The sequence below is a fragment of the Geodermatophilus sp. SYSU D00705 genome, from assembly GCF_054050135.1.
Genome location: NZ_JBJGYT010000017.1, coordinates 1 through 11787, shown reverse-complemented (window position 1 = coordinate 11787; position 11787 = coordinate 1). Strand labels below are relative to the sequence as shown.

The window sequence follows — 11787 nt, the reverse complement described above, 5'->3', positions numbered from 1 at the left end:
CCTCAGGCCTCGCTGAGGGTGCCGCCGCGCAGCGTGAACAGCACCGACTCGAGCTCGTCGGGCTTGATCAGCACGTCGCGGGCCTTGGAGCCCTCCGACGGGCCGACGATGCCGCGGCTCTCGGCGAGGTCCATGAGCCGGCCCGCCTTGGCGAAGCCGACCCGCAGCTTGCGCTGCAGCATGGACGTCGACCCGAACTGGCTGGTCACGATCAGCTCGACCGCCTGGCACAGCAGGTCGAGGTCGCCGCCGATGTCCTCGTCGATCTCCTTCTTCTCGCCCCCGCCGGCGGTGAAGACCTCTTCCCGGTACTCGGGCTCGGCCTGCCGCTTGGTGAAGTCGACGACCGCCTCGATCTCGCCGTCGGAGACGTAGGCGCCCTGCACGCGCATCGGCTTGCCGGCGCCGATCGGCAGGAACAGGGCGTCGCCCATCCCGATCAGCTTCTCCGCGCCCGGCTGGTCGAGGATGACCCGGCTGTCGGTGAGGCTGGAGGTGGAGAACGCCAGCCGCGAGGGCACGTTGGCCTTGATCAGGCCGGTGACGACGTCCACCGACGGCCGCTGGGTGGCCAGCACCAGGTGGATGCCGGCGGCGCGGGCCTTCTGGGTGATCCGGACGATCGACTCCTCGACGTCGCGCGGCGCGACCATCATGAGGTCGGCGAGCTCGTCGACGATCGCGAGGATGTACGGGTAGGGCCGGTACACCCGCTCGCTGCCGGGCGGGGCGGTGATCTCGCCGCGCTCCACCTTGCGGTTGAAGTCGTCGATGTGCCGGACGCCGGTGGCCCGCATGTCCTGGTAGCGCTGCTCCATCTCCTCGACCAGCCAGGCCAGCGCGGTGGCCGCCTTCTTCGGGTCGGTGATGATCGGCGTGATCAGGTGCGGGATGCCGTCGTACGGCGTCAGCTCGACCATCTTCGGGTCGATGAGGATCATCCGCAGCTGGTCGGGCGTGGCCCGCAGCAGCAGCGAGGTCAGCAGCGAGTTGACGCAGCTGGACTTACCGGCACCGGTGGCGCCGGCGACCAGCAGGTGCGGCATCTTCGCCAGGTTCGCGCAGACGAAGCCGCCCTCGATGTCCTTGCCGAGGCCGACCAGCATCGGGTGCGGGTCCTGCTTGGCCACCTGCGAGCGGAGCACGTCGCCCAGGCTGACCATCTCGCGGTCGACGTTGGGCACCTCGACGCCGACCGCGGACTTGCCGGGGATCGGCGCGAGGATGCGGATGTTGTCGTTGGCCACCGCGTAGGCCATGTTCTTGGTCAGCGCGGTGATCTTCTCGACCTTGACCGCCGGGCCCAGCTCGATCTCGTAGCGGGTCACCGTCGGGCCGCGGGTGAAGCTCGTGACGGCGGCGTCGATGTTGAACTGCTCGAGCACGCCGGTGATCGCCTCGATGGCCGCGTCGTTGGCCTTCGAGCCCTTCTTCGGGGGGTCGCCGGGGCGCAGCACGCTGACCGAGGGCAGCGTGTAGGCACCCTCGACCGGCTCGATGCGCAGCTGCTCGGGCTCGGTGACCGGCTCGAGCTCCTCCGGCGGGGCGGTGCGGTCGACCACCGGCCGGCGCGGCGCCGGGGGCGGTTCGGGCGGCCGCTCGAGGCGCACGGCCTCCGGCGCCTCGTCGAACGCGGCGTGGTCGATGGCCGGCACGGTGTCGACCGGGCCGGTGTCGAGCAGGTCCTCCGACAGCGAGCGGCGGCGGGCGCGACGCGGGGTCGGCGGGGCGACCGGCTCGTCGTCCTCCTCGTCGTCCCAGTCGTCGTACGCGTCCTCGTCGGACCCCTGGCCGAGCAGCCGGTCCCCCAGCTCGCGCAGCCGCTCGGGGATCTGGTGCACCGGCGTCGCGGTGAGCACCAGCAGGCCGAAGAACGCGAGCAGGACCAGCAGGACGACGGCGACGACGCTGCCGACGCCGGCGACCAGCGGGGTGCCCGCCGCCCAGCCGACGAGACCGCCGGACCCCGGCCGGCCCGCGGCGGGGACGGCGCCCTCCCCCACGACCTGCGCGATGCCGAGCACCGAGGCGACGGCGCAGATCCAGCCGATCACCAGCCGGCCGCGGGCCTCGGGGCGGGGACCCCGGCGCAGCAGCCGGAGGGCGGCGAAGAACAGCACGACCGGCAGCACCATCACCAGGGAGCCGACGATCCAGCGCACCGCGTCGGCGAGCGCGGCGCCGACCGGGCCGATGCCGTTGGTCCAGGCGGCCGCACCGAGCACGACGGCCAGCCCGAGGACGGCGAGGCCGACCCCGTCGCGGCGGTGCTCGGGCGCGAGCGGCTCGGCCTCCTCCGGACGGGCCACGGAGCGGGCCAGCCCCCCGGCACCGCGGGCCAGCAGCGACCAGCCGCCGCTGATGACGCCCCAGAGACCGGGGCCGGAGTTCTTCGCCGCGGGCTTGCGGGCCGCGGGCTTGCGACCGCCGGAGGCGGGTCGCTTCGCGGGCGGTCGCTTCCGGGACGCGGTCGACCCGGAGCCGGAGCGGCCGCGCGCGGACGACCGACCCGACGGCCGGGTCGTCGTCGAGCGAGCAGGCATGCGTCAGACGGTAATGGCCGCGGGGGTCCCCTGACGGCAGGCGGAGGGACGTGTCCGCCACCTACGGTCATGGCATGCCGACGACCCCGTACGGGAGCTGGCCCACCCCGATCACCTCGGGACTCGTCGTCCGCGCCGCCGCCCGGCTCGGCGAGGTGGCCGTGGACGGGGACGACCTCTGGTGGTCGGAGTCACGGCCCGGCGAGGGCGGGCGCTCGGCACTGGTCCGTCGCGCCGCCGACGGCCGGACCGCCGACCCCCTGCCCCCGCCGTGGAACGCCCGCGCCCGGGTGCACGAGTACGGCGGGGGCGCGTGGACCGTCGCCGACGGCGTCCTGTGGTTCACCGAGTTCGCCGACCAGCGGCTGTACCGGCTCGGCCCCGGTGCCGCCGAGCCGAGCGCGGTCACGCCCGAGCCGCCGCTGCCGTCCGGGGTGCGCTACGCCGACCTGCACGTCGTCCCGGGCGGTGTCCTCGCCGTGCGGGAGACGCACGCGGCGGGCGGCGCGGCCGCCGACGTGGTCAACGAGGTCGTGCGGATCGGCACGGACGGCACCACCGAGGTCCTGGTCACCGGCCCGGACTTCGTCTCCGACCCCCGCCTCTCCCCCGACGGCCGGCACCTGGCCTGGCTGCAGTGGGACCACCCCGACATGCCGTGGGACGCCGCCGCGCTCGTCGTCCGGGCCGCCGACGGCACCGAGACGGTGGTGGCCGGCGGCCGATCCCCGGACGGCCGCGCGGAGTCCGTCGTCCAGCCGGTCTGGGCCGCCGACGGCAGCCTGTGGTTCTGCGCCGACCGCAGCGACGTCTGGGCGCTGTACCGATGGCGGCCGGGTGGGGACGTCGAGCCGGTGCTGGACGTCGGCGCGGACCTCGCCGGGCCGCAGTGGGTGTTCGGCGCCCGGCGGTTCGCGGTGCTGCCCGACGGCCGGGTGGTCGTCGCGCGCGCAGGGGAGGGCACCGACCGGCTGGCCGTGCGCGAGCCCGACGGGACCCTGCGGGACCTCGCGCTGCCGTACGCGGCCTTCCGGTACGTGACCGCCGCCGGCGGGTCGGTGGTCTGCGTCGCCGGCGGTCCGGACGCCGAGCCGGTCGTGCTGCGGGTCGGCCCGGACGACGGGACCGCCGAGGTGCTGCGCCCGGCCCGCGACCTCGGGCTGGACCCGGCGTGGTTCTCCCGCCCCGAGCACGTCAGCTTCCCCACACCCGAGGACGGGACCGGCATCGACGTCGCGCACGCGCTGGTCTACCCGCCGACCAACCCGGAGGCCTCCGCCCCCGCCGGCACCCGGCCGCCGCTGCTCGTGCTGGTGCACGGCGGCCCGACCTCGGCGACCTCCGCGGTGCTCGACCTGGGGGTCCAGTACTGGACCTCCCGCGGGTTCTGCGTCGCCGACGTCGACCACCGCGGCTCGACCGGCTACGGCCGGCGGTACCGGGAGGCGCTGCGCGGCCGGTGGGGTGTGGTCGACCTCGACGACGTCGTGGCCTGCGCGCGGTTCCTCGCCGACAGCGGCCGGGTGGATCCCGCCCGCATGGCCATCCGCGGCGGGTCGGCCGGCGGCTACACCACCCTGGCGGCGCTGTGCCTGCGGCCGGGCGTCTTCTCCGCCGGCGCGAGCCACTTCGGCGTCGCCGACCTCGGCGCACTGGCCGCCGACACCCACAAGTTCGAGTCCCGCTACCTGGACTCGCTGGTCGCCCCGTGGCCGGAGGGCGCCGACGTCTACGCCGAGCGCTCCCCGATCTCGCACGTGGACGCCTTCGACACCCCGCTGGCGGTGTTCCAGGGCGAGGAGGACCGCGTCGTCCCGCCCGAGCAGGCCGCGGCGATCGTCGGGGCGTTGCGGGACAAGGGGGTGCCGCACGCCTACCTGCTCTTCCCCGGCGAGCAGCACGGGTTCCGGCGGGCGGAGAACATCCGCGCGGCCCTGGACGGCGAGCTGTCGTTCTACGCGCAGGTGTGGGGCTTCGAGCTGCCCGCGGACGAGGGCATCGAGCCGATCGAGCTGCGGTGACGGAGTGGGAGGGACGCGTTCCCCCCACTCCGACTCACACCTCGAGGACGGTGGGGATGATCATCGGTCGGCGGCGGTGGGTGTCCGACACCCACTTGCCGACCGTCCGCCGGATCACCTGGGACAGCCGGTGCGGGTCGGTCTCGCCGTCGGCCAGCGTGCGCCGCAGGGCGTCCTCGACCAGCGCCAGGGCGGGGTCGAAGACGGTGGGGTCGTCGGCGAAGCCGCGGGCGTTGAGGTGCACCGGCCGCACGATGGTGCCGGTCGAGGGCTCGATGACGACGGTGAGCGCCACGAAGCCCTCGTCGCCGAGGATCCGCCGCTCCTGCAGCGACTCCTCCCCCACGTCGCCGACGTTGAGCCCGTCCACGTAGACGTCGCCGACGGGCACGCTGCCGACGATCGAGGCCTTGCCGTCGACGAGGTCGACGACCACGCCGTTCTCCGCGAGCAGCACCCGGTCGGCGGCCATGCCGGTCTGCTCGGCCAGCGCGGCGTGGGCGCGCAGGTGCCGCCACTCCCCGTGCACCGGCATGAGGTGCCGCGGCTTGGCGACGTTGAGCAGGGTGCGCAGCTCCCCCGCGGGGGCGTGCCCGGAGACGTGCACCATCGCCGTCTCCTTGTGGACGACGGTGGCGCCGAGGCGGGCCAGCCCGTTGATGACCTTGTAGACGGCGGTCTCGTTGCCCGGCACGAGCGAGGAGGCCAGCACGATGGTGTCCCCGGCCTCGATCGTGACCTGGTGGTGCTGACCGCGGGCCATGCGCCCCAGCGCCGACAGCGGCTCCCCCTGGGAACCGGTGCTGACCAGCACCACCTGCTCGGGCGGCATGGACGTCGCCTCGTCCAGCGACACCATCAGCCCGGGTGCCACCCGCAGCAGGCCCAGGTCGCGGGCCACGCCCATGTTGCGGACCATCGAGCGCCCGACGAGGGCGACCTTGCGGCCGTGCACCTCCGCGGCGTCGAGCACCTGCTGGATGCGGTGCACGTGGCTGGCGAAGCTGGAGACGATCAGCCGCTGGGTGGCCCGGCGGAAGACGTCCTCGAGCACGGGGCCGATCGCGCGCTCGGAGACGACGAAGCCGGGCACCTCGGCGTTGGTCGAGTCGGCCAGCAGCAGGTCGATGCCCTCCAGCCCGAGCCGGGCGAAGGCACCGAGGTCGGTGAGGACGCCGTCGAGCGGGAGCTGGTCCATCTTGAAGTCGCCGGTGTGCACCAGGACCCCGGCCGGCGTGTGGACGGCGACGGCCAGCGCGTCGGGGATCGAGTGGTTGACCGCGAGGAACTCGCAGTGGAACGGCCCGGCCACGTGGTCCTCGCCGGCGGCCACCTCCACCAGCACCGGGTCCAGGCGGTGCTCGCGCAGCTTGGCCCGCACCAGCGCGAGGGTGAACCGGGAGCCCACCAGCGGGATGTCCCCCCGCATCCGCAGCAGGTACGGGATGGCGCCGATGTGGTCCTCGTGCCCGTGGGTGAGCACCACCGCGGCGACGTCGTCCAGCCGGTGCTCGATGACGCCGAAGTCCGGGAGGATCAGGTCGACGCCGGGCTGCTCGGCCTCCGGGAAGAGGACGCCGCAGTCGATGACCAGCAGCTTGCCGTCGAACTCCAGCACGGCCATGTTGCGGCCGATCTCGCCGAGCCCGCCGAGCGCCATGACCCGCAGGCCGCCGGCCGGCAGCGGGGGCGGGACCTGCAGGTCGAGGTGCGGCTGGACGGCACCCGCCGTCACAGCGCGACCCCGCCCGCGGTGAGGTCCGCGCGCAGGGTGGCGACCTGCTCAGGGGTGGCGTCGACCAGCGGCGGGCGGACCGGGCCGGCGGGCAGGCCGAGCTCGCGCAGCGCGGCCTTGACCAGGATGACCCCCTGCGTCCGGAAGATCCCGGTGTAGACCGGCAGCAGGCTCTCGTTGACCGCGCGGGCCTTCACCAGGTCACCGGACTCGACCGCCGCGATCAGCTCGGCCAGGCGCGGGCCCACCAGGTGACCGACGACGCTCACGACGCCGACCGCGCCGAGGGCCAGCAGCGGCAGGTTCAGCATGTCCTCGCCGCTGTAGTAGGCGAGGTCGGTGCGGGCGAGGGTCCAGGCCACCGCGCCGAGGTCGCCCTTGGCGTCCTTCACCGCGACGATCCGCGGGTGCTCCGCGGCCCGCACCAGCGTCTCCACCTCGATGGGGACCACGGTGCGCGGCGGGATGTCGTAGAGCATCACCGGCAGGTCGGTGGAGTCGGCGACGGCGGTGAAGTGCCGCAGCAGGCCGGCCTGCGGGGGCTTGTTGTAGTACGGCGTCACGACCATGAGGCCGTGCGCACCGAGGCGCTCGGCGTCGCGCGCCTTCTCGATGGAGTGGGCGGTGTCGTTGGTGCCGACACCGGCCACGACGGTGGCGCGGTTCCCGACGGCGTCGAGCACCGCCTCGAGGACGGCACGCTGCTCGGCGTCACTGAGCGTCGGCGACTCCCCCGTCGTCCCGGCGACGACGAGGCCGTCGTGGCCACCCCGGTCCACCAGGTGCGCGGCCAGTTCCTGGGCCCCGGCGAGGTCGATCGAGCCGTCCTCGGCCAGGGGGGTGACCATCGCCGTCAGAACGCGCCCGAAGGGCCGGGCGGGGTCGCTGGTCATGGGGAGAATCTACCGAGCGATCCCGGGCCGGTCCCCCGGCGCGGACCGCCGGTGCTCCGAGACGGCGTACCGCAGGCCCGTGGAGGACGTCGACCAGCCCTCTCCCGGCTCCCGGGACACCCGGTGCCACTCGGCGCCGAGCTCCGGCGCCCACGTGTCGCCGTCCACCCGGGTGTCGACGTCGGTGACGACCACCCGGTCGGCGAACGGCAGGAAGGCGACGTACACCTGGCCGCCGCCGATCACCCACAGGTCGCCGTCCCGCTCGGCGAGCACCTGCGCCACGGACGACGCCACGTGCGCGCCGTCCGCCGTCCACGAGGGGTCGGAGGTGAGGACGACGTTGCGCCGCCCCGGCAGCGGGCGGAAGCGCTCGGGCAGCGACTCCCACGTCCGCCGGCCCATGACCACCGTCGAGCCCGTGGTGAGGGTGCGGAAGAGCCTGAGGTCCTCGGGCAGGTGCCAGGGCAGGGCCCCGTCGGCGCCGATGACCCCGCCGTGGGCCTGGGCCCAGATCAGCGCGACCGTCACACGGCCACCGGGGCCTTGATGGCCGGGTGGTGCCGGTAGTCGTCGAGGGTGAAGTGCTCGTAGGTGTAGTCGAACAGCGACGGCGCGGGCGCCAGCTCCAGCCGCGGGAACGGCAGCACCTCCCGGGAGAGCTGCTCGGTCACCTGCTCGACGTGGTTGCTGTAGACGTGGCAGTCCCCGCCGACCCAGATGAGGTCGCCGGGGGCCAGGCCCACCTGGGCGGCGACCATGCGGGTCAGGAGCGCGTAGCTGGCGATGTTGAACGGCACGCCCAGGAACAGGTCGGCGCTGCGCTGGTAGAGCTGGCAGGACAGCCTTCCGTCGGCGACGTGGAACTGGAACAACGCGTGGCAGGGGGCCAGCGCCATCTCGGGCAGGGCCGCGACGTTCCAGGCCGAGACCACCATGCGCCGCGAGTCGGGATCGGTGCGCAGGGTCTGCAGGACGGCGCTGATCTGGTCGACGTGCTCGCCGCCCGGCGTGGGCCACGACCGCCACTGGACGCCGTACACCGGCCCCAGCTCCCCTTCGGCCGAGGCCCACTCGTCCCAGATCGTGACCCCGTTGTCGCGCAGCCACTGCACGTTGCTGTCGCCGCGGAGGAACCACAGCAGCTCGACGGCGACCGACCGAAAGTGGACCCGCTTCGTGGTGACCAGCGGAAAGCGCTCGGAGAGGTCGTAGCGCAGCCGCTCACCGAAGAGGCTGACGGTGCCGGTGCCGGTGCGGTCCTGCTTCGGGGTGCCCTGCTCCAGCACCCGGCGCAGCAGGTCCTCGTACTGGGTGTCGATCGGGCCGTCGGTTGCGCTTCCCACGGCCCCGAGACTACGGCGGGCCGCCGACGGGGAGCGCGAGGCCGGGCGCCTGCGGATCGCTCCCGCCCCACCGGTCAGACTCGTCACCGTGGACTGGTGGGAGACGCTGCTCGCCGTCGCGGGCGGGCTGCTCCTGCTCTGGGCCGTCCTCCTGCTGCTGCTCTGGCGGGCCCGCCCGCCGGACCTGACGGTCCGGGAGGCGCTGCGCCTGCTGCCCGACCTCGTCCGCCTGGTCCGCCGGCTGGCCGCCGACCGCTCCCTCCCCCGCGGGGTGCGGTGGCGGCTGTGGGCGCTGCTGACCTACCTGCTGTCGCCGGTCGACCTGGTGCCGGACGTCGTGCCGGTCCTCGGCTACGCCGACGACGTGGTCGTGGTGGCGCTGGCGCTGCGGTGGGTGGTGCGCAGCGCCGGGGACGCCGCGCTGGTCCGGGCGTGGCCCGGCAGCCCGGTCGGCCTCACCGTCGTCCGCCGGCTGGCCGGCCTGCAGGAGAGCTGAGGCCGTCTCAACGGACGACGACGGCGGCGGCCAGGTCCCCGGCGAGGTCGCCGCGATCGGCGACGCCGACCGCCTCCAGCTCCATCCAGCCGGCCATGAGGGCCAGTTCGGCGGCGAGCTCGGCGGCCACCTCGGCCCGGTCGACGCCGTGCTCGGCGAAGGCGGACTGCACCCGGAGGACGCCGGCCCGACGGTCGGCCTTGAGGTCCACGCGGGCGACGAGCCGGTCACCGAGCAGGAAGGGCAGCACGTAGTACCCGTGCACCCGCTTGTCCGCCGGCGTGTAGATCTCCAGGCGGTAGCGGAACCCGAAGATCCGCTCGACCCGCGGCCGCTCCCACACCAGGGAGTCGAACGGGCTCAGCAGCGCCCGCGCCCGGGCCCAGCGCGGACGTCGCGCCTCCGGGTGCAGCCAGGCCGGGGCACCCCACCCGGCGACCTCGACCGGCAGGAGTTCGCCAGCGTCGGCGAGCTCGGCGATGGCGGTGCGCGCCGGCCCCGGCCGGAGCCGGAAGTAGTCGCGCAGGTCGCGCTCGGTGGCCACGCCCAGGGCGCGGGACGCCGTCCGGACGAGCTCGCGGACCGCCTCGGCCGGCTCGGGGGTGGGCGCGCGCAGCACCTCGGTGGGCAGCACCCGCTCGGCCAGGTCGTAGACGCGCTCGAAGCCGGCCGTCCGGCCGCGGGTGCTGAGGACGCCGGTGTAGAACAGCCACTCCAGCGCGACCTTGCCCGCGTGCCAGTTCCACATGCTGCCGGGCCGGTCCGGACGCGGCCCGGCGAGGTCGCTGGCCCTGAGCGGCCCCCCGTCGCGCACCCGGTCGAGGACCTCCGCGACGAAGCCGGGGCGCTCGCGCTGGATGCGCACCATCGACCCCCAGGCGTGCTCCTCCGCAGCGGCCATCCGCCACCGCAGGTGCGGGTGCAGCCGGACGGGCAGGAACGACGCCTCGTGCGCCCAGTACTCGAACAGCTCCCGGCGACGCCCGGCCAGCTCGTCGAAGGCGGCCCGCCGATAGGGGCCCAGCCGGCTGAACGCCGGCAGGTAGTGCGACCGGGAGAGGACGTTCACCGAGTCGATCTGGACGACGGCCAGCCGGTCGGCCAGGCGCCGCAGGTGCCCGCCGTTGACCGTCCCCTCCGGCCGCGGGACGGCGAGTCCCTGGGCGGCCAGGGCGATGCGCCGCGCGAGCGCGGCGGGCAACCGGTCGACGACGGGAGCAGCCACGATCTCGATCCTGCCCGGCGGGTCCGACGGGAACCGCGCGGGCCCTAGGCTCGCCGCGTGCAGCCGACCTCGCCGTTCCCCCGGTTCTCGGGCAGCGCGGAGGTCTCGGTGCGCCGCGCCCGGGCCGAGGACGTCGCCGCCATCACGCGGGTCCAGCTGGTCACGTGGCGCACCGCCTACCGCTCGGTGCTCCCCGCCGACGTGCTCGACGACTGGGACGACGAGGCGGCCGCGAACAGCTGGCTGGCCGCGGTCACCTCACCCCCCACGCCCGCGCACGGCGTGCTGGTCGCCCTCGAGCGGGAGGACGTCGTCGGCTTCGCGGCCTACGGCCCACCGGAGGTGGGCGGAGGCGAGGTGCCGCACCCCGCGGGCCCGACCACCGAGGTGGCCGTACTGCTCGTCGAGCCCCGCTGGGGACGGCGTGGGCACGGCAGCCGGCTGCTGGCCGCGGTCGCCGACCTCGCCCGCGACTCCGGGGCGGCCCGCCTCTCGGTCTGGCTGCCGGAACAGGACCGGGTGTCCGCGGACTTCTTCCAGTCGGCCGGCTGGGCGCCGGACGGCTGGGTGCGCACCCTCGACACCGGGCAGGGCCCGCTGCGCGAGGTGCGCTGGCACGCACTGCTGGAGGAGGCGGAAGGGTGAGCTTCGCCGGGTTCCCCGACGAGGGACTGGTCTTCTACGAGGGCCTGGAGGCCGACAACAGCAAGACGTACTGGACGCGGCACAAGGCCACCTACGACACCTGCGTGCGTGCCCCGATGCAGGCCCTGGTCGACGAGCTGGCCCCGGAGTTCGGGACGGCGAAGCTCTTCCGCCCGTACCGCGACGTCCGCTTCAGCCACGACAAGACGCCGTACAAGACCCACCAGGGCGCGGTGGTGAACCCGGAGGGGCGTGGGGCGGGCGCCTGGTACGTCGAGGTCTCCGCCGACGGCCTGCGGGTCTCCGGGGGCTGCTGGCGGCTCGAGTCCGACCAGGTGGCGCGGTACCGCCGCGCCGTGGCGGACGACGTGCAGGGCGGCCGGCTGCGGGCCGAGGTGGACCGCCTCGCCGCCCGCGGGTGGGACATCGCCGGTGAGCGGCTCACCCGGGTACCGAGCGGCTTCTCCGCGGACGGCGACCGTGCCGATCTCCTCCGGCACAAGTCCCTGCACGCCACGCGTCGCTGGGAGCCGGCCGAGTGGCTGCACGAAGCGCGCGCACTCGACGAGGTGCGGACGGCGTGGCGTGACCTCGACGCGCTCAACGCCTGGTTCGCCGACAACGTAGGCGCCACGACCAAGGAGCCGCGCGCCCGGCGGTGACCGCACCGGCGGAGCCCGGAATGGTGCCGTCGTGATTGTTCCGGGGAATGCCGGCAGGGCCCCAGCACGGATGCTGGGGCCCTGGCGGAAAGGTTTGTCCGGCGGCGTCCTACTCTCCCACCCCGTCTCCGGGGCAGTACCATCGGCGCTGAGAGGCTTAGCTTCCGGGTTCGGAATGAGACCGGGCGTTTCCCTCTCGCCATGGCCGCCGTAACGCTGTG

Annotated in this window: 10 protein-coding genes and 1 rRNA gene; 4 read left to right on the top strand and 7 right to left on the bottom strand. The window is 74.5% G+C overall.

The features are described 5' to 3' along the window. Positions 1–2: 2 nt before the first annotated feature. Positions 3–2543, bottom strand: coding sequence for a DNA translocase FtsK 4TM domain-containing protein (locus tag ACI78Q_RS14465; protein ID WP_456924092.1), 2541 nt, complete (start codon positions 2541–2543; stop codon positions 3–5). 74 nt (positions 2544–2617) lie between these two features. On the opposite strand from ACI78Q_RS14465, the gene ACI78Q_RS14460 reads away from it, so the two are divergent. Further along, a complete protein-coding gene (locus ACI78Q_RS14460; RefSeq protein WP_456924091.1) occupies positions 2618–4564 on the top strand; it encodes a dipeptidyl-peptidase 5 in 1947 nt (648 codons plus the stop codon). 34 nt (positions 4565–4598) lie between these two features. On the opposite strand, the gene ACI78Q_RS14455 is transcribed toward ACI78Q_RS14460, so the two are convergent. The 4 genes from ACI78Q_RS14455 to ACI78Q_RS14440 are packed head-to-tail and all read right to left on the bottom strand — an operon-like array spanning position 4599 to position 8538. After that, entirely contained in the window at positions 4599–6299 is a 1701-nt protein-coding gene (locus ACI78Q_RS14455; RefSeq protein ID WP_456924090.1) for a ribonuclease J, read from the bottom strand. Continuing rightward, a complete protein-coding gene (gene dapA / locus ACI78Q_RS14450; RefSeq protein ID WP_456924089.1) occupies positions 6296–7192 on the bottom strand; it encodes a 4-hydroxy-tetrahydrodipicolinate synthase in 897 nt (298 codons plus the stop codon). The genes ACI78Q_RS14455 and dapA overlap by 4 nt, the downstream gene beginning before the upstream one ends. A gap of 9 nt (positions 7193–7201) precedes the next feature. Continuing rightward, positions 7202–7723, bottom strand: a complete 522-nt coding sequence (locus tag ACI78Q_RS14445; protein ID WP_456924088.1) for a dihydrofolate reductase — start codon at positions 7721–7723, stop codon at positions 7202–7204. Then, positions 7720–8538 carry a thymidylate synthase gene (locus tag ACI78Q_RS14440; protein WP_456924087.1) on the bottom strand — a complete coding sequence of 273 codons (819 nt, stop codon included), beginning with the start codon at positions 8536–8538 and terminating at the stop codon, positions 7720–7722. Before ACI78Q_RS14440 ends, ACI78Q_RS14445 begins: the two co-directional genes overlap by 4 nt. 88 nt (positions 8539–8626) lie before the next feature. On the opposite strand from ACI78Q_RS14440, the gene ACI78Q_RS14435 reads away from it, so the two are divergent. Then, on the top strand, positions 8627–9034 hold the full coding sequence (locus ACI78Q_RS14435; protein ID WP_456924086.1) for a DUF1232 domain-containing protein: 408 nt from the start codon (positions 8627–8629) through the stop codon (positions 9032–9034). 7 nt (positions 9035–9041) lie between these two features. Here the strand turns inward: ACI78Q_RS14435 and ACI78Q_RS14430 are convergent, their stop codons facing one another. Beyond that, positions 9042–10259, bottom strand: coding sequence for a winged helix-turn-helix domain-containing protein (locus tag ACI78Q_RS14430; RefSeq protein WP_456924085.1), 1218 nt, complete (start codon positions 10257–10259; stop codon positions 9042–9044). 57 nt (positions 10260–10316) lie between these two features. On the opposite strand from ACI78Q_RS14430, the gene ACI78Q_RS14425 reads away from it, so the two are divergent. Both ACI78Q_RS14425 and ACI78Q_RS14420 read left to right on the top strand, forming a co-directional pair. After that, positions 10317–10904: an N-acetyltransferase family protein gene (locus ACI78Q_RS14425; protein ID WP_456924084.1), complete on the top strand. Its 588-nt coding sequence runs from the start codon at positions 10317–10319 to the stop codon at positions 10902–10904. Next, on the top strand, positions 10901–11566 hold the full coding sequence (locus ACI78Q_RS14420) for a DUF2461 domain-containing protein (RefSeq protein ID WP_456924083.1): 666 nt from the start codon (positions 10901–10903) through the stop codon (positions 11564–11566). Before ACI78Q_RS14425 ends, ACI78Q_RS14420 begins: the two co-directional genes overlap by 4 nt. Positions 11567–11662: 96 nt before the next feature. Here ACI78Q_RS14420 and rrf read toward each other — a convergent pair. Continuing rightward, positions 11663–11779, bottom strand: a 5S ribosomal RNA gene (gene rrf / locus ACI78Q_RS14415). Positions 11780–11787: the final 8 nt, after the last annotated feature.